This window comes from Rummeliibacillus sp. POC4, assembly GCF_003576525.1.
In the GTDB taxonomy this organism is placed as follows: Bacteria; Bacillota; Bacilli; order Bacillales_A; family Planococcaceae; genus Rummeliibacillus.
In genome coordinates, this window is the sequence record NZ_QWUA01000026.1 from 34,050 (window position 1) to 57,724 (window position 23,675).

Consider the following 23,675-nt stretch of genomic DNA (forward strand, 5'->3'; position numbering starts at 1 on the left):
ATAATGTGGATTCCACTAATATCGTAGCCTTTTTAGAAAGAATTATCTTTCTCCTGTTGCGATTTTATTGCTGATTAAAGCTGTATAATACTTCGCACCTTTTTGGTTTGGATGTATCTGATCGTCATAAAACAAATCATACTGTCTATTTGTCATACTATACCAATCAATTAGCTTCACGTTTTTATGGCTTTTTACTGCACGATTGATTTTGCGATTGACACTGTTTTGCCAGTTACGTGGAACTCGTGTATTCACAAGATAGATATGGCGATCATTACCAATTTCTTTCAATAAATCTTCTAGTTGAGTTTTGCTGAAATCTCCATTAGATCCTAATCCGAGCAAAACTACTTTGCCTAACTTACCTTTTCGCTTTAAATTATTAACAACTTTAACCGTTTCATATACTTGTCGTCCAACTTTTGCATCCACGACAATCTGTGGAATTTGCTTCTTTAATGAGGATGCAGCACTTAACATAACAGAATCTCCAATAGCCGTCACACTTATGGATGGGGAGACGGTCATCGCCTTAATATCTTTACCTGTTGTTTCTTTTTTAGCTGCTACAGCTGTTGCAATCGACTTTTTTTCATGCGCAGTTTCCACATTTTTAGTTACTTTTTCCTTATCTAATGCTGTTGAAGATGGTAGTGTCTTTTCTTTTATATCTTTTTCTTCGCTTAACTTTTTTTGTTCGTCTTTCAAATGTTGCTCTAATGCTTCACTATTTGTTTGCTTTTGAGCGGGGGTAAATACCATTCCCATCGCAAAGACGATAATAATACACCCTACAAAGGCAGAGCCTATTCTATAGGGTAATGCCCATTCTTTCCAGTTCCAAGACCATTCATGGGTTTGAAATTTATGTAACCAAATCTTCCATTCTCCTTTTCGAACTGGATCTTCAACAAATCGCCAAGAAAGCTCAGCTAAAAGAAGCGTCAAACCAATGATGAAAAGCGTTCTCCACAAAGGAACATCTACCCCATCCACACCTGCACCCATCAAAACAACTAGTGGGAAATGCCATATATATATACCATAAGATCGAACCCCTACCCATAAAAGCGGCTTAAAGCTCAATATATCTCCAACCTGACTTGCTGGGTGTACAATGGTTGCGATTAAAATAGCTGTTACGATAGAAGCAAATAACATGCCCCCATAATATAAAAATGGTCCTTCTTCATGCATGAATATAAACATTAAAAGAAGAATTAAGAAACTTCCTGTCCCAGCCCAGTTTAATAATTTCTTTGCTTCATCTGTAACTTTTTCTTTCAGTTTTCCACTTGGCCATACAAATGCTAATGCTGCGCCTATTAATAGTGAAAATGCTCTTGTATCTGTACCGTAATATACACGACTAGGATCTTCTCCTGGAGTATACATAATTGCCATCATTATCGCCGATATAATAGCTCCACCAATTATCCATAAAGCAAATTTCTCCTTTTTGCGTATAAAGGATAAAGAAACTATTAAAATAAGTGGCCATATAATATAAAACTGTTCCTCTACCGCTAATGACCACATATGTTGTAAGGGTGATGGCGGAGAAAATTTTGTAAAATATGAATGCTCCTGAACAACATAAAACCAATTACTAATATAAAATGCAGCTGCTAATATTTCGGAACGCAATCCCACTAAAAAAGAGCGTTGGAATAACGTAATCCAAAAACCAATTAGTATTAACATGATGAATAATGCAGGGATTAATCTTCTAAACCTCCGTATCCAGAAGCTTTTTAAATCGATTTTTCCGTACTTTTCATATTCATTCAACAGTAAATCTGTGATTAAATAGCCTGATAACACAAAGAAAATGGTAACGCCTAAATAGCCACCCACAATTCCACTAACATGTAGGTGATATAAAATCACTGCAATTACCGATATAGCCCTCAGACCGTCTAAACCACTTATGTATCTGTGATTTGTTTTCACCGGTTTAGGCATGAAGGTACCCTCCTACTTCTACTTATAAAAACTGATTATCTACAAGCACCTTGACTCAGGTATTTCGATTTTCCAATAGTTATTGTAATTTCAAATATACTTTTAAGTCAAAAATAATAGGATATTTAGACAAAATTCGTCAAATAACCCATACATCTTATTTTGCAATAATTTGTCGATAATCACAAGGTACTATTGATGTGAACAATTGTAGGGAATAGTTTGTTTTAATAGGTATTTAGAATAAAAAAACTAAGATTAACCTTCTGATTAATCTTAGCCTCTTCTTACCATAAGTTATCTTTCGCAAGCGTATCCATCATGATCTCTATCCATTTTTTCTTGATATGCTGGATGAGATTTAGGAACACCGTTTGGATAATATTGACGCAATTCAGTGCAATTCTTAAAATTTGTTTTTGTAGTAGTCTTTTTAGGAGCTGTTATCTCTTTTTTACCGCTCCACAATCCTACTTTCTTTTTCTTTGCCTGAGCTTGTAATGTTCTTAATCTTTTTTCATAAGAGTATGTTCCGTAATCATAAAACTTTTTAACATAACCCTTTTTTACTAAAGACTCTTGCAATAGCTTTCCGTCTACCCAAACCCAAACTAATGTACGGCCATATTTATCCTTTTTAGGTCCATCATATTGTAATTGAATTTTCTTTGCTTTTTTAAGTTTTGTACAAGTATACTTGGAAGCTGTTTTACCATATGGTTGAATTTTATTTGTTGACTCTGGAGTATCTACATAAAGAAATCTAGAATATCCAGCTTTTTTAAAATATGCAGTATCGCCATCTACACATTTAGTGACACGATCTGTAAATTTCTTACCTGCTTTGGCATCAGCAGTTGTTGGTAATGTAAGACCAACAATAATTGAAGAAATTAATATCCATCCAGACAAAAATGATGCTATTTTTTTCAAACTATCCACCTCAATTTATTTTTAAGAAAAATATATTTTCTTTATAAATCAAGATATCACAGTGTAAAAGAAAAAGATGTAACCAAGTGATACGTTACATCTTTTTTAAGTGGAAATTTTTATATATTAGCCAAAAAGTAATAAGTATTATTACAATAATTATAGTATATTTGTACATTAATAATGTAATGATACAACGAACAATCGACAGCCCGAATTTTAAAAAAAATAATATTCCAAGCAGAATCATCACATTTTTCAAAAGTCGATTCAAATGATATCACCAACCTTACACAATGATATCTATTATAGCATTATAACAAAAGAATAGATTTCCTCTTTACCGAATGACATATTGTATATATACTTTTCATTTTATGCTCATAAAAAGAGAACGTAAAACCTTACATTCTCTTTTTCGACTATTCTGCTTTGACCTTACCATAAGCGCCACCGCCTCCACTAGATAGAGATAATTTCCCATTTTTCCCTTGTTCAATTAATGTAGCAATTTTTGTTGGGACCACTTCTTTTAATTCTGATTCAGTTATTACATGTAAAACAGCCATCTCAGTTCCAAAATTACTTAATAATTTTTGAATTGTTTTAGGACCAACACCAGGGATAAAGTCCAATGGCACTTGGTGAATATATGGCGGACGAATGCGCGATGTCTCATTAGTATCTTTAAGTTCCTCAATCCTTACTGCTACACCTTTTACAAGATGCTTTCCTCCACAGTTTGAACATGGTGTTTCAGTTGTTCGATGCCCACAGTCTGCACAAGCAGTTTCATGATACTTTCCTAAAAGCGGATTGAGTCCATAGTTTGCAATAATCTTCCGTCCATCTATTTCGTGCAAAGCCTTTTGCAATTCATCAAATGTCGCTTCTTGCAATCGGATTTTTTGATATTCCCGAGCCATCTTACCAAGTGAATGTGCATCGGAATTTGTAACAAAGGTATATTTGTCCAACTCACTTATTCCCTTCACCATATCCGTATCCGAACTAAGTCCCAATTCAATTGCGTCTATTTGATCCATATCAAATACTTCTGCAAGACTCTTTTTCACACCTTTGCCATAAGCACTTTTAAATGGTGTAAAGACATGTGCTGGTATAAATAGACCGCTTAGTGCATGTACTTTATGTTGCAATGTAATGGCATCACAGGCTATTCGCTGCGTACTTAAGTTAATGTTCGTTACATAGTTTTGCATCCATTTAGAAAACTCTCGCATTGCTTGCCACGATCTAAAAAATGCAAGTACGTGTAACGGACCTAAACAGTTGCTATCATTGACTTCAATTTCAACTCCTGGTATTAGCGTCGTTTTTTGATATCGTAAACCGCCACCAGCTAACTCAACTAGCTTATTTTCTTCTATTAGAAATGCCATTTCATCTAACACTTCAGGCGAATGACAATCTATCACACCAACAATATCTAAGCCTTTTTTAGAAGTTGCTGCATCCAGTATATTTTCAAGTGTTAATGTTTTACTTCCCGTTATTTTTACTGGTTTTCCTTTCCATGTTCGACCGATATGAATATGTAAATCTGCATAGTAATCTGTAAACAATGCCTCTCACGTCCTTCAATATGATTTTATCAATAGAAAAGAGCGTGTATGAAAGTTGAGACACGCCCATTGCAATGGGGATGATGGAATCTTGATTTGACCACCGCAGGATATATACTTCACAGCAGATATTAGAGAAGAGGAAAGCCCCTTCTCTAATCTAAAAAATTCACTTTCGTTGCCCCTGATTATTTGCAGTATCAAATGCTACTAATGTAAAACCAAATTTCTTTTCTAACTCTTTTAATTCTTTTACCTTTTTATCATCCAGCTTTGCATATTTGTTTCCTTCCATTTTCACCACATCCCTTCTTACTATTTATTTTGTCTCCTTTATAAACGATTATGTATTAGAGTTCTTTTACATTATTCAACAACTTGGAACAAAAATGTATATTGCGAAACAGGTATTCATATAGATACATTGATGCCAAAACATCAGAAAGGAGGTTTATATGTTTACACAATTCAAATACTGGAAGCCTTATATTAGCCCTTTCGATCCCTGTGAGCCTATTCGTATAAAAAGCTACTCCACTCCTCCACAACTCTATATCCAATTCCAACCGCCTGGATTACCACAATATCCAACCGCAAAACAAGCACTACACTGCGGAACACTTTGGCCAGACCTTTTCAGCCCTTATCCGAATCCTGAAAAAAAGGGGAATTAATATGACTACAAAAAAATTACCTCCTGAGTATTATCAAATGCTTGAGGAAATTCAAGCCAATGATTTTGTCGCTTTAGAATTAAATTTATACTTAGACACCCATCCAAATGATTTTGAAGCGATTAAGCAATTTAATGATGTGTCTTTAAAAAGTATGGAGATGAAAGTTGAATTTGAAAAACACTTTGGCCCACTGATGAATTTCGGTAGAAGTTTTTCAAACTACCCTTGGAATTGGAAAGATGCTCCTTGGCCTTGGCAAGTATAGTAGCTCTATGATTGTGAATCAGTGATGATAGGAGGAATAGTGGATGTGGTATTACGAAAAGAAGCTACAATATCCTGTTAAGGTAAGGGAGTGTAATCCTCGTTTAGCAAAATTTTTAGTCGAGCAATATGGTGGAGCTGATGGAGAACTGGCAGCTGCACTCAGATACTTAAACCAGCGTTATACTATTCCAGATAAAGTAATTGGTCTTTTAAATGACATTGGCACAGAAGAATTTGCACATCTCGAAATGATCGCTACTATGATTTATAAGTTAACAAAAGATGCAACACCTGAACAATTAAAGGCTGCAGGTCTAGGAGATCATTACGTTGCGCATGATAGTGCACTTTTCTACAATAACGCTTCTGGCGTTCCATTTACAACTGCATATATTCAGGCAAAAGGAGATCCAATTGCTGATTTATATGAAGATATTGCTGCAGAAGAAAAAGCACGTGCAACGTACCAATGGATTATCGATTTATCAGATGATCCTGATTTAAACGATGGATTAAAATACCTTAGAGAAAGAGAAATTGTCCATTCCTTGCGTTTTAGGGAAGCTGTTGAAATACTGAAAGAAGAAAGAGATCGAAAAAAATTCTTTTAAGACATTTGGCGTTAAGGATCGACATAATTGTCGAAAACTAACGCCTTACTTTTTCCTCTTCCACTTCCACTGTGAAAGATTCCCCCCAAAAATCTGTACATGCCCCTGTTACAATTATTCGTGATGGAAAGCTTTTAAAAGATGAGCGGATACAATGAAGTTTGGTTAAAAAAGCAACTTTCCTCTCATAATATTTCTAATTATAAAGATGTTTTTTTAGCCGAATGGCTTGAGGGTGATGGCATTTTTATTCAAAAGCTATAAGCTTCTATAAAACATTATAAAATTTTTAGAATGATTTTTATTATTTTGTTAAGAATAGTAATAGTAAATTCTAACAGAGGTGATTACTATGATACTATTTGAATCACGTATTGAAGGTAAAAAAACTGAGTTTGGCTATATTCGAGATGTTTTCGAATCATTCGGATGTAGTTTCTGCTCTAATTTTGAATATCATGAAGGAAAATTCGATTCCATTCTCTATCGGGAAGATGGGGAAACCGTTTATCTTCGAATGCCCTTTAGAGTAATTGATGGAGAACTAGATCATTATTCAGCATATATACAATTTGAGAGACCTTTTGTGATCAAACACGTTGTAAATCTTGGCTTAGATTATGACGAGAACTCATTATTAACTGTTACAGGCGGACTTAGTCAATTTCAAGATCCTATTGATAAGGATGGGCATATAAGAGATAAAAGTCGATGGGTAAAAGCCGGTGAAGAGAAGATCGAAAAGATGTTAAGTTCAATTGATCATGAATTAGTATCTTGAATTTTCCACATTGTATACCGTAATTATAGGTCTGCAATTTTTAGAGACTTTTCCTTTTAAAAAATTCTTTAAAGATTTCGTACATATAGTACGGGATGAAGCACATACTACAAGCATAAAGGAGGGATTTATATGCCTATTTTAGAGAATTGGCAACAATGGACATCATTTTTAGGTCAAAATGTAGACAAAGCTGAAGATGCTGGTATGCCCAATCATGTAATCCAACAAGCAGCTGTACAAATTGGAGAGTATTTAGCGAATAATGTTGATCCAAAAAACTTACAACAAAGAGTACTTTCCGATATGTGGGGAGTTGCTTCTGAAAGCGAAAAAGAAGCACTTGCAAGTTGTGTTGTTAAATTAGTCCAAAATAATAAGCTACAATAACAAAGAACAACCCCGAATGGCGTACATTTATTATACCCAATCGGGGTTTTCCATTAGTATAGGGAGTTAAAATATGAAAATTCGTTTTGGTTATGTAGCGAACGCATTGGGATTATGGGATGCAAGTCCATCAAAAACTTTAACTTTTGCCCGTTATTCTGCTCTACCAAAAGACCAACGACTGGATAAATTAATATCTATTACAACCCAAAATTTAGCACATACAAAAAGAATTTTACATTATAATATCGCTCATGAAATCAATTTATATCGATTTTCAAGTGCACTCGTTCCTTTAGCTACTCATCCAGAAGTGATGTGGGATTATATTACCCCCTTAAAAGACCAATGGAAAGAGATTGGACAACTGATACATCATTTTAAACTATCCCCTAGCTTCCACCCCAATCAGTTTACGATTTTTACTAGTCCACGTGATGATGTAACCTATAATGCTATAAAAGATATGGAATATCATTATAAAATGCTCGAAGCTATGGGCATAACAAATATCGGAAATATAAACATACACATCGGAGGCGCTTATGGGGATAAATCCATCGCCTTAAGACAATTCCATCAAAATATAAAGAAATTACCATCAGAGATAAAAATGATAATGACATTAGAAAATGATGATAAAACCTATAATGTTGAAGAAACGCTTACTACTTGTGAAAAGGAACATATACCTATGATTTTAGATTATCATCACTATATGGCAAATAGAGGAGATATAACCCTGTCACATTATTTGCAAAGGATCTATGATACTTGGCATAGAACAAATAAAAATCCAAAAGTTCACCTTTCTTCACCTAAGTCAGATCAGTTTTATCGTGCTCATGCAGATTTCGTTTCATTTGATTTTGTCTTACCCTTTTTAGAAATGGCTAAACTAAACGATCAAGATATAGACGTTATTATTGAAGCTAAACAAAAGAATCTTGCCATGCATAAACTTATAGAGGACATTGCCTCACTTCGTGGTGTCAAACGAATTTCAAGCTCTACAGTAGAATGGTAATTAAGAATAAGGCTCTTCTTTTCATCTAAAGAATGACTAGAAGAGCCTTTTATAATATATGGACATGTTTAACTTCTATAAAACCAATTCTTCAGATGGAACACCTTGAGTATTTAATAAACGTATAATTTTCGGTTGTATCTGAATAAATACATAGTTCGGATCATCAGGACCTTCAAACCATTGTTTAAATGATTCTTCCCAAAACTTTGTTTTTAAATCTTGAGATTTATTTAGCTCAGCTACTCCAGAAATTTCTACATACTCATCACTTAGTCCATTTCCTTCATAACCAAGCAGTACAGAAACTGCGTTGTTGTTTTCGATTTCTTCTATTTTTTCTTGATTCAATTTAGTTGGTGTAAACAAAGTGAAATGATCATTATAAAATGTCATATACCTTGAATGGGGCTTATTATTTTCAACTGTTGAGAGAACACCATTTTTATGATGCGAAATTAGTTTGAGTACCTTTTCTTTTAATTGTTCATTGCTCATTTTCTCTACTCCTTCCATATTCTTTCTAACTTACCTTTCCTCATAAAGAGGATAATTATACTTTCCAAAGTCCTTAACAAATTTTATTTTTCCAATAGAAAGAAAACATAATTCAAACTCAAAAGGTAACACTTAATCATAAAGCACATTCAATCCTCCTTGAAGAAATAAAAGAAAATGGTGATAATATGAATGATCCTTTTATGCCAAAACTGGTTTACTTTGAACCAAACGCATTAGACTATCCATTAGGAAAAGAACTTTTTGACAAATTCACAAAACTAAATATAGAAATAAGATATACCACATCACACAACCAAGTCCGTAATCTGCCTGGAGAAAACGACTTTCAAAAATATCGTAATGCCAAATCAACATTAGTAGTTGGCTTACGAAAAACATTAAAATTCGATACTTCAAAACCTTCTGCAGAATATGCTATCCCGTTTGCTACCGGTTGTATGGGACACTGTCATTATTGTTATTTGCAAACGACTATGGGAAGTAAACCTTATATCCGTACCTATGTAAATGTAGATGAAATTCTTGCTGCTGCAGACAATTATATAGAAGAGCGTGCACCAGAAATAACTCGATTTGAGGCTGCTTGTACATCGGATATTGTAGGAATCGATCATTTAACTCATACATTAAAAAGAGCCATAGAACATTTTGGACAAACAGAGCTTGGACGTTTGAGGTTTGTAACAAAATTTCATCATGTAGATCATCTTCTAGATGCCAAACACAATGGAAATACAAGATTTCGTTTTAGTATTAATGCTGATTATGTTATCAAGAACTTTGAGCCAGGAACCTCTCCACTAGCTAAACGTATCGAAGCTGCTGGTAAAGTAGCTCGAGCAGGATATCCACTCGGTTTCATCGTTGCACCTATATACCTTCATGATGGTTGGCAAGAAGGTTACTATCATATGTTTGAACGTCTTAATGATGAGTTACCTCTTGAAGTACGTGATGATATAACATTTGAATTTATCCAACATCGTTTTACCAAACCTGCCAAAAGAGTAATTGAAAAAAATTATCCTAAGACAAAACTTGAACTAGACGAAGAAAAAAGACGTTATAAATGGGGAAAGTATGGTATTGGAAAGTACATTTATCAAAAAGATGAAGAAGAAGAGATGAAGAGCAACTTATACAGTTATATGAACGAATTTTTTCCAAACGCAAAGTTGGAATACTTTACTTAATCGGATAAAGGAATGTAACTTTCTAGGACAACTTGCTACACGACGTAGCATTTTTAATCGGCTTACCCCACATAAATAAGGATAGATGAGAATAGGATGTTACTCTCCTATTCCATCTATCCTTTACTTTTGAATCTTAGTTACGATGCTCGACTAAATCAATGGCCCCTAGCACAACATGTGCTAAACCAAAGCCTATGATGGATCCTCGAATCCAAGGTGTTATACTTCTATTATTTCGCAATGCCACTCCAGTAGTTGTTACAGCAGTTCCAAGTATTGCTGGTATTAACCCCTCTCGTATGTTGTCCATATTATAACGCTCCTCTCATTTATCCTTTGATTCCCCTTTATAATTTGCATTAACAATCTGTTTATACAGATGAACGAAAAATATATGATGCCTCCAAAAGATAAATCCAATCTTTACTAATAAAATGCATTTCAATGCATACAAATAATTAGTAGCTAGTCAAATATCTTGGAGGTGGGTAAAATTTTATCGGCTATTTTAGTCTTTATTGTCGTGTATTTACTGTTTAGTCTTTCCGGAATTCTATTTCCTGTTGATCGTACATGGTATGCATCGTTAAAAAAGCCCTCTTGGACACCCTCTGGTAAAACAATAGGAATGATTTGGGGCATTTTATATGCATTAATCGCATTGTCACTAGCTATTATTCAATATAAAATGGGATTAAAAAGTACAAGCATTTCGTTTATCCTATTATGGCTTATCAATTATTTAGCCAATCAAGCCTTTAGCTTTTTCCAATTTACCGCCAAAAAACTCGACTTAGCTTTTCTGGATACACTTGTAGTTGTCATCACTAATATTTTACTTATTTATTCAACCACTCAATATTCAGGACTTGCCGCTCTATTGCTAATCCCCTACTTAATATGGTCTCTTATAGCTACCACATTAGCTTGGTCTATTTATCGTTTAAATTCTTAAAACAGAAAGCCATGCATTCGCATGGCTTTAGGATTCTTACTATTTGTTGGCGTCTTTATCTTTGACATCTGTAAAATCTGCTTCTTCACCAAATTCAGTGGACAATTCAGAATTTCTTCCGTATTGGCGTTCTGATTCTGTATGTTCTTCACTATCCAAAGGAGCAAATAAAAGACTTATACAAACCAGACCGCTTAAACCTACAAGACCAAAAATGACTCTTGATAAAAAGGCGCTTTCTCCTCCAAATAGGTTTGATACTAAATCATATCTAAAAAACCCAATTAGACCCCAGTTGATAGCCCCAATAATTACTAAAGCTAAAGCTATTCTTTTTAATACTTCCATGGATATTACACCTCCTTCAACAAATGATAAGAATCAAACTTATCTTCTGCATTTAGGAAAATTTAATACTAAAACAGAGAATATACCGAAAATATTTTATGGCCCTGTTTATATTCTTTTCCAAATAAAAAGCCCTTATCGAATAAAACTTCGATAAGAGACTTTTTTACACTAGGAATGATTTAATTTACAATATTATGTTGCATTAAATAACTATACGTAATATCCACAAATAAAAATTCATGCTCATTTAAAGCCATTGAATAGGTACGAGTTAGCTCACCAGTTTGAATATCGCTATATATAGTGGATAAATCACCTTTTGCATGATTTTGCAATTTTATAATATTCAGAAGAAAATAAGGACGCCAACTCCAATTTTTTCCTATTGCCTGTTCTTCTATATTCCATTCATTGTTTAGTCTAACGATATTAGGTGAAATTTGAAAACCTTCATCATTACAAATGTACAATCGAAAGGCGTAATTTTCTAATTTTTCAGCCAGTTCATAAAGACTTTCAATATTCAAACTCGTAGGACTAATCTGCTTTACCATCGTTGTAATGTGCTTTTGAAGATTATTTATCTCTTCGTATTTTAAAGCCAAAATCTTTTTCTCAGTCGAAATAAATTGCTGACATTCGCTTCTAAAACGTGTCTTTAAAATGTCACGATTAAGAAATTGATTAGATGGTTTTTCTAAATAGGCACCTTTAAAATAGCGCGCTCCGTTTTTCCAAGCATAATGCAACTCATAGCTCGTTTTAATATTATCAAACATAAATGCTGCACCCATTTTAACTGCAATGGACTGAATAGTGGTGAACATATGATTTTGAGTTCCCCAAGCGTCATAATCAAGGCCACTCACTTCCATTTTCAATACTGAAGGTTCTAAAAGTAAAATTTGATCCAATTTACTGTCAGGTCCAATATCAGCCATGACAGTTTTTACTCCGTATGTCTTAATATAGTATATTGGATGTCTAAATTGATTGATATCCCCTTTAAATTTTTGCATTGGAATTTGTAAATAAATATGTGGTAAAAGACTTTCCTCTACTAAATCGGTTAGCGTTTTAAAATAGGCTTCACCGAAGTCCAACATCAACAAATTTGGATTACATGGTATATAGAGATTCGTTTCTTTCAATGCATCAGTCGCGAGTTCTATCGCCTTTTTTATCAAAATTTGTTCCACTTCTGCACGAATATCAGCTGGAACTGTTTCATCATATGTAAATTCAACAATATTGAAATTGTGAGTATCATTGTTCAATTGGCCAATTACTTCATAAGCAACTATGACATGCTCATCTGCACTAAAAATCGGTTCAAACAATATTTCAATCTGATCTAATTGATCGAGAAGGTCGAGAACATCCATCTACTAATCCCCCATTCTAACATACTGTCTATATTATATCTTATATTTCTATGCTAAGCATCGACACATTTATTATTATTTTTGAAATATATTAATATTCGATACATTCAATTTAGTAATTCTCACAGCATTTACGTTTACTTTTAGCTGTTTAAAGCCATCCTAATTGATGTGTAAAAAAGCCACCTCTCAATTTTTTGTGAGAGATGGCTTTTGATTTACGATTCATCTATAAGTAATACTACTTTTTATAGAAGGAACGAAAGGCTTAAATTTAGAACAATTCAAACTGAATTGAATATCGTCTAAACTTTGGTATTACATCATACCGCCCATGCCGCCCATATCAGGCATTGCTGGAGCTGGAGTTGGTTCTGGAATGTCAGCTACTACTGCTTCTGTAGTTAATAATAGAGCTGCTACAGATGCTGCATTTTGAAGAGCAGAACGAGTTACTTTTGTTGGGTCAACAATACCAGCATCGATCATATTTACCCATTCGCCATTTGCAGCGTTGAAACCAGTACCTACTTCTTCACGTTTTAAGCGATCAACGATGATTGAACCTTCAAGGCCAGCGTTGTTTGCGATTTGACGAACTGGTTCTTCTAGAGCACGTAGAACGATTTTTACACCAGTTGCTACGTCACCAGTTTCAACAGCGCCAACTTCAGCTACTTTGTTGTAAACACTTACTAGTGCAGTACCACCACCAGCAACAATACCTTCTTCTACTGCTGCACGAGTTGAGTTTAGAGCATCTTCAATACGTAATTTACGTTCTTTTAATTCTGTTTCAGTTGCAGCACCAACTTTGATGACTGCTACGCCACCAGCTAGTTTTGCAAGACGTTCTTGTAATTTTTCTTTATCGAATTCTGAAGTAGATTCTTCATATTGTGCACGGATTTGTGCAACGCGAGCTTCGATTGTATCTGCGCTGCCTGAACCTTCGACGATTGTTGTATGATCTTTTGTTACAACAACTTTGCCTGCGTGTCCAAGCATTTCAATTGAAGTTTGTTTCAAGTCTAAACCAATTTCTTCAGTGATTACTTGGCCACCAGTTAAGATTGCAATATCTTCTAACATTGCTTTACGACGATCACCAAATCCAGGAGCTTTAACAGCTACTACGTTGAATGTACCGCGAAGTTTGTTTAGGATTAATGTAGTTAGTGCTTCACCTTCTACATCTTCAGCAATGATTAATAATGGTTTGCTTTGTTGAACAACTTGTTCAAGCACTGGTAAGATTTCTTGAATGTTAGAGATTTTTTTGTCAGTGATTAAGATATATGGATTATCTAAAACAGCTTCCATTTTATCTGTATCAGTTACCATGTAGTGAGATAGGTAACCACGGTCGAATTGCATACCTTCAACTACATCTAATTCTGTAGTGAAACCTTTTGATTCTTCAATTGTGATAACACCGTCGTTGCCAACACGTTCCATAGCTTCTGCGATTAGTTCACCGACTTCATCGTCAGCTGAAGAAATTGCAGCTACTTGTGCAATAGCTTCTTTGTTTTCTACTGGCTTAGAAATTGTTTTTAATTCAGTAATTGCTGCTGCAACTGCTTTGTCGATACCTTTACGAATGCCGACTGGGTTAGCACCAGCTGTAACGTTTTTCAAGCCTTCACGAATCATTGCTTGAGCTAAAACTGTTGCAGTAGTAGTACCGTCACCAGCGATTTCGTTTGTTTTAGATGCTACTTCTGAAACAAGTTTTGCACCCATGTTTTCGTATGGATCTTCAAGTTCGATTTCTTTGGCAATTGTTACACCATCATTTGTAATTAATGGTGAACCGAATTTTTTTTCAAGAACAACGTTACGTCCTTTAGGTCCTAATGTTACTTTTACTGCGTTAGCTAGTTTATCTACACCTTTTAACATAGCGCTACGAGCGTCTTCACTAAAACGAATATCTTTTGCCATTTTAAAAAACCTCCTAATAATTTATCTATTTTTTATTTGATCATTAATTTATTATTCAACGACTGCTAGAACGTCTGATTCACGAAGAATTAAGAAGTCTTTACCTTCGTATTTTACTTCTGTACCTGAGTATTTAGAGAAGATGATGTTGTCGCCTTCTTTTACGTTAAGTGGCACTACATTACCACCATCTGTTAAGAATCCAGTACCAACTGCAACAACTTTACCTTCTTGAGGTTTCTCTTTTGCAGAGTCTGGTAGCACGATACCGAATGCAGTTTTTTCTTCAGCTTCGATAACTTCGATAATGATACGATCGCCTAATGGTTTTAACAATTGAAACAACCTCCTAGAATTATGAGTAAATATATTTTATATATTATTAGCACTCCTTCTTATTGAGTGCTAACACAATTATTATATTAATGAATTACAATTGTTTTTGCAAGTATGAAGCATAAAAAATTTTGTTTTTATCCGTTTATATTTTAAAATGAAGTAAATTAAGCAATTTAGAGAGGGTTCTGATTTTGAAATCCAAAAAAACAGCGTTATATATTTTACTGGTTTATATCTTAATGCAACTATCTGGTTTCTTTTTCATACGACCATTATTTCACTTTATCCAAGGTCGTAATCCTGAATTGAGCAAAAATGAACTTATTTTAACTACAAATGGTTGGTACACCTTTATTAGTATGGGTATTGCTCTTATCATTTCCATACTATTAGTTTCACGTGACTCAAACTTTTGGAAAATCTATAAAGGTAACAAAGCTTCCCTTCCTATATCTATTCTATGGGGAATTATAGGATTCTTTATGGTAATGATTGGGCAGTCTATTGGTGCTATTATAGAGAGTAATTTAGGTATTAAACAAGGTTCTGAAAATACTGCTAGTCTTTTATCAATAACTGATGTTGCACCGATTATAATCATTGCAATTGTCTTTTTTGGGCCAGTTCTTGAAGAGTTTGTATTCCGACGCGTTATATTTGGGTCACTCGTACAAACTACTAATTTCTTTGTTGCTGCCCTAGTTAGTTCAATTGTCTTTGCCATAATTCACCTAGATTTTCCACACATCATAATATATGCAATATCTGGCTTTATATTCGCATTCCTTTACCATAAGACAAAACGAATTATCACATCTATTATTGCTCACATGATGTTAAATGGATTTATAACTATCGTTCAATTTTATAGAGAACCGATCAACGAATTCATAAAACAACTTCAACAAATGCAATAATCTAGATAATTCTCCAGAAAAGAAGAAAATCCTTCTATCTATTTGATAGAAGGATTTTCTTCTATGGAACTAATTGCAAGATCCATTTGACGTTGTTGTTCAGCTTTCAAATATTTTCGATAACCTATACGAGATATTATTATACTAATCTCATATAAGACACATAACGGAATCGCTACGATAAATAGCGATACAACATCAGTTGGTGTAATTAAGTCAGCTACAACTAACAAGATAAAGTAAGCATACTTACGTACCTTACTTAACATTTGTGGTGTAATGATTCCTAAACGAGTTAAAAATAGTACAACCACAGGTAACTCAAAAACAATCCCGAAAGGTAAAGTAATCTGTATTAAAAATTGGAAATATTCATTGATACCAATTGTTTGTTGTACATCTAATTCTGAAGACATCTTCTCCATAAAATTGATGATATATGGAAATAGAATTTCATATGAGAACAGTACACCACCAACAAACAATAGTACAATGTAAGGAATATATCTTAATGTTGCCCTACGTTCTTTGGCATATAATCCCGGACTGATAAAAGCCCAAAATTGATATAAGATAATAGGCGATGTTATAACAGTAGCCAGTATAAATATTACTTGAAAATAGATTTTAACAGGATCTGTTATTTTAAATGCATGAAGCTGTAGTTTCTTTGCTTCACTGCTATATTGTAAGAAATGGATTAATGGCTCTGCTAAAAAGAAACTACCTATAACAGCAACCACAAAGAAAACGGCAACAATATATAGCCGCTTTCTTAACTCTTCTATATGTTCAACAACAGTTAGTTCAGTATTATTCATTCAACTAACATCCCAACTTATTTATCTTCAGTTTTTGCAGATTCAGACACTTTTTTTGTTGTTTCGTCATCATCCGCTAAACCTTTAGTAGCGTTTTTAAATTCACGGAGAGTAGATCCCATTGCTTTACCAAGCTCTGGTAGTTTCTTCGGTCCGAAAATTAGTATGGCAACAATCCCTATGATAATAGCGCTCCCAGCACCAATTCCCATTACAGACACCTCCTCATAATATGACTTTATTTTAACCCAAAATTATATTTTTTACCATTTATACTAGTACCCTATTTGTGAATATTTTACGTCACTACTTATCATTACGCATAAAATAGCTTAAAGTTTGCAATTCAATTGTAAGGTCAATAGTATGTACTCTAACATAGTCCGGCACACTTAATCTAACTGGAGTAAAATTCAATATTCCCTTCACCCCTATTGTTACTAACCTATCTGTCATAAATTGTGCTGAACGAGCTGGTACAGTTAAAATTGGTAATTCCACATTATATTCTGCAAATTTCTCTTCTAATAGATCTGGTGGATAAACCGGAATATCATTAATATATTTTCCTTCCGGTGTACCACTCGTATCAAATGCCACAACAATTTTCATATTATGGCTCTTCTGAAAATTATATTTTAGCAAAGCACTACCGAGATTCCCTACCCCTATTATCGCTACATTCATTCGTTCATCTTGGTCTAATACCTGTCTAAAAACATCTAGTAAATATTGAACATCATATCCGTATCCTTTTTTACCGAGAGCCCCAAAGTATGAAAAATCACGACGAATGGTTGCCGAATCGATTTTCATTGCTTCACTTAGTTCTTTAGAAGAAATTCTTACTTGTCCTGCTTCAGCAAAGTTTAGGATGAAGCGATAGTAAAGAGGAAGTCTTTTTGTAGTAGCTTGTGGTATTTTGTTTGAAGCTTTCACAATTTTTCCTCCTACAATCAATTCGAAATCCATTCAATAGTACATGAGGATTGGCTATCTGTAAAGCTATTCTCGTTGCACACATATGTATCTTCCATTAAACTAGAATTGAACTGAGGTGTCTAATATGATCGTATTACAGGTCAATCAATTATATAAATCATATATTGCCGATGAGATTTTAAGCGGCGTTAAACTCGAAGTGCAGCACCGGGATCGCGTAGCACTAGTTGGTCGTAATGGTGCAGGTAAATCCACACTATTAAAAATAATTGCCGGAAAGCTTTCTTATGATTCCGGCGATATTATTATGCCAAAAGATATTCGACTAGGTTACTTAGATCAACATGCAGGCCTTGAATCTCCCCTTACTATTTGGGAAGAAATGATGACAATTTTCGAACCATTAAAAAAGCAAGAACAAAAACTTAGAAAATTAGAGCAGAAAATGGCTGAGCCTTCAATTTTTGAAGACGCAGATTCCTACTCTAAAATAATGGCTGAATACGACCAACTCCAACATGATTTTAAAGAGCAAGGCGGTTACCAATACGAAGCTGATACAAGATCTATTCTTCATGGTATGCAATTCTATCCTGACAGCTATGATCAGAAGATTTCTTCCTTATCAGGTGGACAAAGGACGCGACTTGCTCTCGCTAAGTTACTAATAAGTAAGCCTGAATTATTAATTCTCGATGAACCTACAAACCATCTAGATATCGAAACATTAAGCTGGTTAGAAAACTTCTTAAAAAATTATGATGGCGCTATTCTTATTGTATCTCATGACCGATATTTCTTAGATCAAGTTGTTTCAATTGTATATGAAGTCTCTCGTCATCACGTCACAAAATTTACTGGTAATTATAGTGATTATCTAAGTGAAAAGGCAAAGAACTATGAACGTGATCGTAAGCTCTATGAAAAACAACAAGGAGAAAAGGCAAAGCTTGAGACTTTTATCCAAAAAAACCTTGCGCGTGCCTCAACAACAAAGTTAGCTCAAAGCCGACGCAAAGTTCTTGAAAAAACAGAGTGGATGGATGCACCTGATGGCGATGAAAAATCTGCAACTTTTACTTTTGATATAAATCGACAAAGTGGAAATGATGTCCTATCTATTAATGACCTATCTATTGGATATGACAATCATGCAATTTCAACTAATATTCAAATGCGCTTATACAGACAAGATCGTATCGCCCTCGTTGGACCAAATGGGGTTGGAAAATCCACTTTACTGAAGACAATTGTAAAAGATAAACAAGCACTTGCTGGCGATATTCACTATGGAACCAATGTTCAAATTGGTTACTATGATCAAGAACTAGCCAAACTAACAAGTAATAAAACAGTTTTAAAAGAGCTTTGGGATGAATGGCCTTTAATGAATGAAAAAGATATTCGTACTGTCCTTGGTCGTTTCCTATTCTCAGGTGAAGATGTAGATAAGATTGTTCACGATTTATCCGGTGGCGAAAAAGCACGACTTTCATTAGCAAAACTAATGCTACAAAAGTCAAATTTACTTATACTAGATGAACCGACTAACCATTTAGACTTGGATAGTAAAGAGGTTTTAGAAAATGCCCTTATTGACTATCCTGGTACATTACTTTTTGTATCTCATGACCGTTACTTTATCAACCGCATTGCCACAAAGGTTGTTGAACTATCAAATGACGGAGCAACTGAATATCTCGGCGACTACGATTACTATATTGAAAAGAAAAAAGAACTTGAAGAAATTGCAGCCGAAAAATTAGCAGCAATTCCCCAAATTCAAGATACTGTCGTAAAAAAACAAAAGAATAACCAAATCGATAAAGAAGCAAAGAAAAAGGAACGCAAAATAAGAAGACGTATTGAAGAAATTGAAGTCTCACTAAGTGACTTGGATCTTCAAATTAAAACTATAGAAGAGCAACTTTGTGATCCAGAAATTTTCCAAAACCATGAAAAAGTAATGATATTACAAACTGAGTTAGAAACAATTAAAGAACAACGTGAAGAAATTGAATTAGAGTGGCTAGAACTAAATGAGCAACTTGAGGAATTTGTATAATTCAATATTTAAAAAGGCTACTAAATGTCCATGTGCTAATACATTTAGTAGCCTTTTATCGTTATTTTTTAAGATAACAGATCAACTTCAACGTCTCAAATAAAAGATCAAGAAAATTTTATCATGAATTATTTGTCGAATTGCTGTATATATTGTCTATATATTGGTCAATACTAAATATTCATCATTTTTTTCTCCACAAATTTATACACATTATAAACCTTTATATTTCAATGTTTGAAAATACTTTTCCACATTATCCACAGATTTTATATAAGTTACGCACAGATAATTGTGAAAAACTTACTACTATATATAGAAAACACACATTTTATCCACAACTTATCAACAAACTGTGGACTATTTTAGAATTTTCTTATTATTTTTGCAAAGAAAAAGGTTATCGACTTATAGCGATAACCTCAACTTTTAATAAACTTATTTATTCCATGAGACTAATTCTAAACCTGGACGTCCATTTAGAGTAAGATCACTTCGTTTCCCTGCTTTAAACATAGATGAACCAGCAGCTGCGATCATTGCCGCATTATCTGTGCACAATTTTAATGGTGGTACATAGAAAGGAATACCTTCTTTTTCAAAGGCTTCTTCCAATGCTGTCCGCAAACCTTTGTTTGCAGAGACACCACCAGCTGCGATAACTTGCTTAACATTAAATTCACGCGCTGCTCGTAATGTTTTTGCAGTTAATACCTCTACAACACTATCTTGAAAACCTTTTGCTACATGCATCGGGTTAATCTCTTCTCCACGCTGATCTGCATTATGCTTATAATTAATAACAGCAGATTTTAATCCACTAAAACTAAAATCATATGAATCGTGGTCTAACCAAACGCGAGGAAAATCTACTGCTCCATCACTCTCGTGAGCTAGTTGATCGATTTTAGGTCCACCTGGATATGGAATATTTAACACACGCGCTACTTTATCATAAGCTTCACCAGCAGCATCATCACGTGTTTCTCCAATTAACTCAAAACAACCATCATTCTTCATAAGAACAAGCTCTGTATGACCGCCAGATACGACTAACGCTAACAATGGGAATTCCATAGGTTGGATTAATGCATTAGCATAAATATGACCTGCTATATGATGCACCCCAACTAACGGTAAATTGTTAGCAAAAGCAAAAGCCTTCGCAGCATTAATACCTATTAATAATGCACCTACGAGCCCAGGCCCTTCTGTCACACAAACTGCATCCAAATCTTCAGGTTTCATATTTGCTTGTAGAAGTGCTTCTTCAATTACAATTGTTACTTGTTCAACATGATGGCGGGAAGCAATTTCAGGAACAACTCCACCAAAACGTTTATGACTTTCTATTTGAGATGCTACCACATTGGAAACAATCTCATGACCATTCTTTACAATTGAAGCAGCGGTTTCATCACAACTACTTTCAATACCTAATATATATAAATCTTTTTCCATTATAAATTCACCCACATGACAAGAGCATCCTCTTGATTATCAGTATAGTAACCTTTACGAATACCGCCTTCTTGAAATCCAAGTTTCCGGTATAAATTCTGCGCGACAATATTAGTTACACGGACTTCCAAACTCATTAAGACGACGCCATGTTCCTTTGCAATTCGAATTGCTTCGCGCATTAAACCTTCACCAGTGCCTTTTCCTCTACCAGCAGGTAGAACAGCGACATTCGTAATTTGACTTTCATCTAAAACAATCCACATTCCACAAAAACCTACGATTGAATTTGTTTCATCCACAGCAACGACATATGAGGCTTGTGTATTTGTTGTCATTTCATGATAAAAGGCATCCATTGTCCAAGGTGTAGCAAAGACGGACTCCTCAATACGATGTACTGCCTCTACATCATCAATAGTCATTTGTCGATACGTAATCATCCACTCACCTATTGTTTGCCTTTCTGTTCTTTCAACCAATTTGCCTCTGCTTCTGCTAAGCGACAATATTTTGGCACGAAGGTATGTGTAGCATCAATCGATGGTAACTCTTGTTGTTCCGCAAGATGAATAAGCTGTGCTGCACTCGGTAAGTCGAGAGCATAAGGTGCTCTTATTGCACTATTTCCTAACTCTTGTTGGATCAACCCCCAAAAATTATCAACATCATGTCCTACAAAAAGAACCGGCTTTCCTATTTCTTTAAGCTGTTCTAATAATCCAAGCATACTGTAATGACCATCCTCCACAATCGGAGCAAGTCCCATCGTGGAATCATATGCAGCAGCATAAACATTTTGACGTCTAGCATCGATTAGAGAACAAATAATACCTTGGAACATTGCAGCATTTGCTGCAAGAACTTGTAAACTTGAGACTCCTACTAAAGGCTTTTGCAATGTCCATGATAAAGTTTTTGCAATGGTAACACCAATACGAACACCTGTATATGAACCAGGTCCTTGACTAACAGCAATTGCATCTATCTCTTTCGGAGAAATGCTGACCTTCTTAAAAATATGTTCAATCGCTGGCATTACACCAGCAGAATGATTAACTTTAATATTCGTTACTTCAGCTGTAAGTATTTGTCCATCTTTAACGATAGCAACAGCCAAAGGCGAATTTGCAGTATCTATACCTAACCAAATCATTTTATTAACTCCTCACACAATTGTTCATAATGCTGACCAATTGGTTTCAATAAAAATCGTCTTGTATTTTCATCAACACGTTGAATCTCAATTGCCAAACGCTCAGCAGGTAGATCTTGTTCTATTAAGTGTGCCCATTCTACGACAGATACAGCATCTCCATAAAAAATTTCATCCCATCCAAGATCTTCATCACTATCTGCTAAACGATAGACATCTAAATGATTAAAGGGTATGCGTCCCTCATATTGCTTTAAAATTGTAAATGTTGGGCTATTCACAGTCCGTTTAATCCCTAATCCTTTTGCTAAAAATTGCGTAAACGTGGTTTTACCCGCACCAAGATCTCCTTCTAACGTAATCGTATCTTGTGCTTGTAATAATTTAGCTAACTTTAATGCCAATTGGTTCGTTTCTTCTAATGAAGCAACCATTATTTCCATTTGTCTTCGTCCTCTCAGCTTCACATTAATTATAGTTTACCTAAACCTACAAAAATGTTCAAAGTGAACGAGCTGTATTTCTCTAAACACAAAAAAATAACACAGCCTCTTAGCTGTGTTTGCATGAACATTTAAGATAAATGGCGGTCCGGACGGGACTCGAACCCGCGACCTCCTGCGTGACAGGCAGGCATTCTAACCAGCTGAACTACCGGACCTTCTTTCTGACAATGTTAATTTTATCAAGAATATATAATTTTAACAATACCCTTCTTAATAATTACTTTTCTATCAGAAAAAAGCCGCCTTATTTAAATATAGCGGCTTTTAAAATTAGAATATTCAAAATTAATTCAATGAAATGGTTTCATTCATCTTCTCATTATAAGAATTATTACCAGTTATCTTTTGATAAAAATAAATCATCTGTTTGACCATATTCCCAGTTTCCCAATATTCAGCAGTTTCCACTTTTACTTTCAATAGTATAACATTTGGATCATCATAACTTGTTTCCATTAACTTTTCATAAGCAGCGTTCCATAATTCTTTCTTTTTATTTATGTCCTCTACAATTTCAGCCTTTCCACGTACTGATACATAAGATTTCCCTGCATAAGTTACATTGACATCTGAATTTTGGAGAATCTCTCGATACTTATCTGTCTCTTTTTTTGTGAAAAACCATAGATCTCCATCAAATTCAACTTCCTGTGTTTTCATTGGGCGTGAAACTAAACCATCTTCAGAATTTGTTGTGAACATTGCTGTATCGATATTTTTAATTAGTTCTCTTAATTTGATAATTTCCTTCTGTTTGTAAGTCTTATTTTCCATTCGATTAATCACCTCGTTTGTTATTATTCACTATGGTGCCCTAAAGAAATAAAATTATAAGAATGTACTCAACAAATACGATAATCATTAAAAAATAC

The 23,675-nt window shown here is 34.5% G+C and carries 27 protein-coding genes, 1 tRNA gene and 2 pseudogenes; 10 read left to right on the plus strand and 20 right to left on the minus strand.

Annotated features, from left to right (window positions below; genetic code table 11):
* Positions 1–42: 42 nt before the first annotated feature.
* The 5 genes and pseudogenes from D1606_RS09785 to D1606_RS19200 all read right to left on the minus strand — a co-directional run bounded on the left by D1606_RS09785 (position 43) and on the right by D1606_RS19200 (position 4,782).
* Positions 43–1,968 carry an acyltransferase family protein gene (locus D1606_RS09785; RefSeq protein ID WP_119415830.1) on the minus strand — a complete coding sequence of 642 codons (1,926 nt, stop codon included), beginning with the start codon at positions 1,966–1,968 and terminating at the stop codon, positions 43–45.
* A 297-nt stretch (positions 1,969–2,265) separates the two neighbouring features.
* Positions 2,266–2,382 (minus strand): annotated as a pseudogene (locus tag D1606_RS19395) (excalibur calcium-binding domain-containing protein); the annotation flags it as partial.
* Between the two features lie 57 nt (positions 2,383–2,439).
* Positions 2,440–2,910: pseudogene (locus tag D1606_RS09790) on the minus strand (thermonuclease family protein); the annotation flags it as partial.
* Positions 2,911–3,323: 413 nt separating this feature from the next.
* Positions 3,324–4,487 (minus strand): endonuclease Q family protein, encoded by a 1,164-nt coding sequence (locus tag D1606_RS09795; protein WP_119415832.1) that lies wholly within the window; start codon positions 4,485–4,487, stop codon positions 3,324–3,326.
* Positions 4,488–4,656: 169 nt separating this feature from the next.
* Positions 4,657–4,782 carry a hypothetical protein gene (locus tag D1606_RS19200; protein WP_255416309.1) on the minus strand — a complete coding sequence of 42 codons (126 nt, stop codon included), beginning with the start codon at positions 4,780–4,782 and terminating at the stop codon, positions 4,657–4,659.
* A 160-nt stretch (positions 4,783–4,942) separates the two neighbouring features.
* On the opposite strand from D1606_RS19200, the gene D1606_RS09800 reads away from it, so the two are divergent.
* From D1606_RS09800 to uvsE, 6 genes are all read left to right on the plus strand, one after another.
* Positions 4,943–5,161, plus strand: coding sequence for a spore coat associated protein CotJA (locus D1606_RS09800; RefSeq protein WP_119415833.1), 219 nt, complete (start codon positions 4,943–4,945; stop codon positions 5,159–5,161).
* A gap of 1 nt (position 5,162) precedes the next feature.
* On the plus strand, positions 5,163–5,429 hold the full coding sequence (locus D1606_RS09805; protein ID WP_119415834.1) for a spore coat protein CotJB: 267 nt from the start codon (positions 5,163–5,165) through the stop codon (positions 5,427–5,429).
* A gap of 43 nt (positions 5,430–5,472) precedes the next feature.
* Positions 5,473–6,042: a manganese catalase family protein gene (locus D1606_RS09810; protein WP_119415835.1), complete on the plus strand. Its 570-nt coding sequence runs from the start codon at positions 5,473–5,475 to the stop codon at positions 6,040–6,042.
* A 352-nt stretch (positions 6,043–6,394) separates the two neighbouring features.
* Positions 6,395–6,823: a YugN family protein gene (locus D1606_RS09820; RefSeq protein ID WP_119415836.1), complete on the plus strand. Its 429-nt coding sequence runs from the start codon at positions 6,395–6,397 to the stop codon at positions 6,821–6,823.
* Positions 6,824–6,955: 132 nt separating this feature from the next.
* Positions 6,956–7,213, plus strand: a complete 258-nt coding sequence (locus D1606_RS09825; protein WP_119415837.1) for a DUF3243 domain-containing protein — start codon at positions 6,956–6,958, stop codon at positions 7,211–7,213.
* Between the two features lie 73 nt (positions 7,214–7,286).
* A complete protein-coding gene (uvsE, locus tag D1606_RS09830; RefSeq protein ID WP_119415838.1) occupies positions 7,287–8,240 on the plus strand; it encodes a UV DNA damage repair endonuclease UvsE in 954 nt (317 codons plus the stop codon).
* A gap of 75 nt (positions 8,241–8,315) precedes the next feature.
* On the opposite strand, the gene D1606_RS09835 is transcribed toward uvsE, so the two are convergent.
* On the minus strand, positions 8,316–8,738 hold the full coding sequence (locus tag D1606_RS09835; protein ID WP_119415839.1) for a pyridoxamine 5'-phosphate oxidase family protein: 423 nt from the start codon (positions 8,736–8,738) through the stop codon (positions 8,316–8,318).
* Positions 8,739–8,926: 188 nt separating this feature from the next.
* Between D1606_RS09835 and splB the strand changes: the two genes are divergently transcribed.
* Entirely contained in the window at positions 8,927–9,955 is a 1,029-nt protein-coding gene (splB, locus tag D1606_RS09840) for a spore photoproduct lyase (RefSeq protein ID WP_119415840.1), read from the plus strand.
* 136 nt (positions 9,956–10,091) lie between these two features.
* On the opposite strand, the gene D1606_RS09845 is transcribed toward splB, so the two are convergent.
* The gene (locus D1606_RS09845) at positions 10,092–10,268 is read right to left on the minus strand and encodes an asparagine synthase (RefSeq protein WP_119415841.1); all 177 of its coding nucleotides are present in this window, start codon (positions 10,266–10,268) and stop codon (positions 10,092–10,094) included.
* Positions 10,269–10,442: 174 nt separating this feature from the next.
* Between D1606_RS09845 and D1606_RS09850 the strand changes: the two genes are divergently transcribed.
* Positions 10,443–10,913 (plus strand): TspO/MBR family protein, encoded by a 471-nt coding sequence (locus D1606_RS09850; RefSeq protein WP_119415856.1) that lies wholly within the window; start codon positions 10,443–10,445, stop codon positions 10,911–10,913.
* Between the two features lie 39 nt (positions 10,914–10,952).
* Here the strand turns inward: D1606_RS09850 and D1606_RS09855 are convergent, their stop codons facing one another.
* The 4 genes from D1606_RS09855 to groES form a co-directional block, all read right to left on the minus strand.
* Positions 10,953–11,261, minus strand: a complete 309-nt coding sequence (locus D1606_RS09855; protein ID WP_119415842.1) for a DUF378 domain-containing protein — start codon at positions 11,259–11,261, stop codon at positions 10,953–10,955.
* Positions 11,262–11,443: 182 nt separating this feature from the next.
* Positions 11,444–12,649: an EAL-associated domain-containing protein gene (locus D1606_RS09860; RefSeq protein WP_119415843.1), complete on the minus strand. Its 1,206-nt coding sequence runs from the start codon at positions 12,647–12,649 to the stop codon at positions 11,444–11,446.
* 318 nt (positions 12,650–12,967) lie between these two features.
* Entirely contained in the window at positions 12,968–14,596 is a 1,629-nt protein-coding gene (gene groL / locus D1606_RS09865) for a chaperonin GroEL (protein WP_119415844.1), read from the minus strand.
* Between the two features lie 51 nt (positions 14,597–14,647).
* The gene (gene groES, locus D1606_RS09870; RefSeq protein WP_119415845.1) at positions 14,648–14,932 is read right to left on the minus strand and encodes a co-chaperone GroES; all 285 of its coding nucleotides are present in this window, start codon (positions 14,930–14,932) and stop codon (positions 14,648–14,650) included.
* Between the two features lie 194 nt (positions 14,933–15,126).
* On the opposite strand from groES, the gene D1606_RS09875 reads away from it, so the two are divergent.
* Complete coding sequence (locus tag D1606_RS09875; protein WP_233548067.1) at positions 15,127–15,852, plus strand: CPBP family intramembrane glutamic endopeptidase; 726 nt, start codon at positions 15,127–15,129, stop codon at positions 15,850–15,852.
* A gap of 38 nt (positions 15,853–15,890) precedes the next feature.
* Here D1606_RS09875 and tatC read toward each other — a convergent pair whose 3' ends face one another.
* The 3 genes from tatC to D1606_RS09890 form a co-directional block, all read right to left on the minus strand.
* The gene (tatC, locus tag D1606_RS09880; protein WP_119415846.1) at positions 15,891–16,673 is read right to left on the minus strand and encodes a twin-arginine translocase subunit TatC; all 783 of its coding nucleotides are present in this window, start codon (positions 16,671–16,673) and stop codon (positions 15,891–15,893) included.
* A gap of 17 nt (positions 16,674–16,690) precedes the next feature.
* A complete protein-coding gene (gene tatA, locus D1606_RS09885) occupies positions 16,691–16,885 on the minus strand; it encodes a twin-arginine translocase TatA/TatE family subunit (protein ID WP_119415847.1) in 195 nt (64 codons plus the stop codon).
* A 94-nt stretch (positions 16,886–16,979) separates the two neighbouring features.
* On the minus strand, positions 16,980–17,612 hold the full coding sequence (locus D1606_RS09890; RefSeq protein WP_119415848.1) for a redox-sensing transcriptional repressor Rex: 633 nt from the start codon (positions 17,610–17,612) through the stop codon (positions 16,980–16,982).
* A 127-nt stretch (positions 17,613–17,739) separates the two neighbouring features.
* On the opposite strand from D1606_RS09890, the gene D1606_RS09895 reads away from it, so the two are divergent.
* Positions 17,740–19,680, plus strand: a complete 1,941-nt coding sequence (locus D1606_RS09895) for an ABC-F family ATP-binding cassette domain-containing protein (protein ID WP_119415849.1) — start codon at positions 17,740–17,742, stop codon at positions 19,678–19,680.
* Positions 19,681–20,118: 438 nt separating this feature from the next.
* On the opposite strand, the gene tsaD is transcribed toward D1606_RS09895, so the two are convergent.
* From tsaD to D1606_RS09925, 6 genes are all read right to left on the minus strand, one after another.
* Entirely contained in the window at positions 20,119–21,141 is a 1,023-nt protein-coding gene (gene tsaD, locus D1606_RS09900; RefSeq protein ID WP_119415850.1) for a tRNA (adenosine(37)-N6)-threonylcarbamoyltransferase complex transferase subunit TsaD, read from the minus strand.
* On the minus strand, positions 21,141–21,584 hold the full coding sequence (gene rimI / locus D1606_RS09905; protein ID WP_119415858.1) for a ribosomal protein S18-alanine N-acetyltransferase: 444 nt from the start codon (positions 21,582–21,584) through the stop codon (positions 21,141–21,143). Before rimI ends, tsaD begins: the two co-directional genes overlap by 1 nt.
* Positions 21,585–21,592: 8 nt before the next feature.
* Positions 21,593–22,297 (minus strand): tRNA (adenosine(37)-N6)-threonylcarbamoyltransferase complex dimerization subunit type 1 TsaB, encoded by a 705-nt coding sequence (gene tsaB / locus D1606_RS09910; protein WP_119415851.1) that lies wholly within the window; start codon positions 22,295–22,297, stop codon positions 21,593–21,595.
* A complete protein-coding gene (tsaE, locus tag D1606_RS09915) occupies positions 22,294–22,740 on the minus strand; it encodes a tRNA (adenosine(37)-N6)-threonylcarbamoyltransferase complex ATPase subunit type 1 TsaE (protein WP_119415852.1) in 447 nt (148 codons plus the stop codon). Before tsaE ends, tsaB begins: the two co-directional genes overlap by 4 nt.
* 141 nt (positions 22,741–22,881) lie before the next feature.
* Positions 22,882–22,958 (minus strand) — tRNA-Asp (locus D1606_RS09920).
* Positions 22,959–23,088: 130 nt separating this feature from the next.
* Complete coding sequence (locus tag D1606_RS09925; protein WP_119415853.1) at positions 23,089–23,577, minus strand: pyridoxamine 5'-phosphate oxidase family protein; 489 nt, start codon at positions 23,575–23,577, stop codon at positions 23,089–23,091.
* Positions 23,578–23,675: the final 98 nt, after the last annotated feature.

Bases quoted from the DNA above. Each gene is read 5' to 3' on its own strand.
- D1606_RS09785 (WP_119415830.1), bottom strand. From the start codon at position 1,968: ATGCCTAAACCGGTGAAAACAAATCACAGATACATAAGTGGTTTAGAC.
- D1606_RS19200 (WP_255416309.1), bottom strand. From the start codon at position 4,782: ATGGAAGGAAACAAATATGCAAAGCTGGATGATAAAAAGGTAAAAGAA.
- D1606_RS09800 (WP_119415833.1), top strand. From the start codon at position 4,943: ATGTTTACACAATTCAAATACTGGAAGCCTTATATTAGCCCTTTCGAT.
- D1606_RS09805 (WP_119415834.1), top strand. From the start codon at position 5,163: ATGACTACAAAAAAATTACCTCCTGAGTATTATCAAATGCTTGAGGAA.
- D1606_RS09810 (WP_119415835.1), top strand. From the start codon at position 5,473: ATGTGGTATTACGAAAAGAAGCTACAATATCCTGTTAAGGTAAGGGAG.
- D1606_RS09820 (WP_119415836.1), top strand. From the start codon at position 6,395: ATGATACTATTTGAATCACGTATTGAAGGTAAAAAAACTGAGTTTGGC.
- D1606_RS09825 (WP_119415837.1), top strand. From the start codon at position 6,956: ATGCCTATTTTAGAGAATTGGCAACAATGGACATCATTTTTAGGTCAA.
- uvsE (WP_119415838.1), top strand. From the start codon at position 7,287: ATGAAAATTCGTTTTGGTTATGTAGCGAACGCATTGGGATTATGGGAT.
- D1606_RS09835 (WP_119415839.1), bottom strand. From the start codon at position 8,738: ATGAGCAATGAACAATTAAAAGAAAAGGTACTCAAACTAATTTCGCAT.
- splB (WP_119415840.1), top strand. From the start codon at position 8,927: ATGAATGATCCTTTTATGCCAAAACTGGTTTACTTTGAACCAAACGCA.
- D1606_RS09845 (WP_119415841.1), bottom strand. From the start codon at position 10,268: ATGGACAACATACGAGAGGGGTTAATACCAGCAATACTTGGAACTGCT.
- D1606_RS09855 (WP_119415842.1), bottom strand. From the start codon at position 11,261: ATGGAAGTATTAAAAAGAATAGCTTTAGCTTTAGTAATTATTGGGGCT.
- D1606_RS09860 (WP_119415843.1), bottom strand. From the start codon at position 12,649: ATGGATGTTCTCGACCTTCTCGATCAATTAGATCAGATTGAAATATTG.
- groL (WP_119415844.1), bottom strand. From the start codon at position 14,596: ATGGCAAAAGATATTCGTTTTAGTGAAGACGCTCGTAGCGCTATGTTA.
- tatC (WP_119415846.1), bottom strand. From the start codon at position 16,673: ATGAATAATACTGAACTAACTGTTGTTGAACATATAGAAGAGTTAAGA.
- tatA (WP_119415847.1), bottom strand. From the start codon at position 16,885: ATGGGAATTGGTGCTGGGAGCGCTATTATCATAGGGATTGTTGCCATA.
- D1606_RS09895 (WP_119415849.1), top strand. From the start codon at position 17,740: ATGATCGTATTACAGGTCAATCAATTATATAAATCATATATTGCCGAT.
- tsaD (WP_119415850.1), bottom strand. From the start codon at position 21,141: ATGGAAAAAGATTTATATATATTAGGTATTGAAAGTAGTTGTGATGAA.
- rimI (WP_119415858.1), bottom strand. From the start codon at position 21,584: ATGATTACGTATCGACAAATGACTATTGATGATGTAGAGGCAGTACAT.
- tsaB (WP_119415851.1), bottom strand. From the start codon at position 22,297: ATGATTTGGTTAGGTATAGATACTGCAAATTCGCCTTTGGCTGTTGCT.
- tsaE (WP_119415852.1), bottom strand. From the start codon at position 22,740: ATGGAAATAATGGTTGCTTCATTAGAAGAAACGAACCAATTGGCATTA.
- D1606_RS09925 (WP_119415853.1), bottom strand. From the start codon at position 23,577: ATGGAAAATAAGACTTACAAACAGAAGGAAATTATCAAATTAAGAGAA.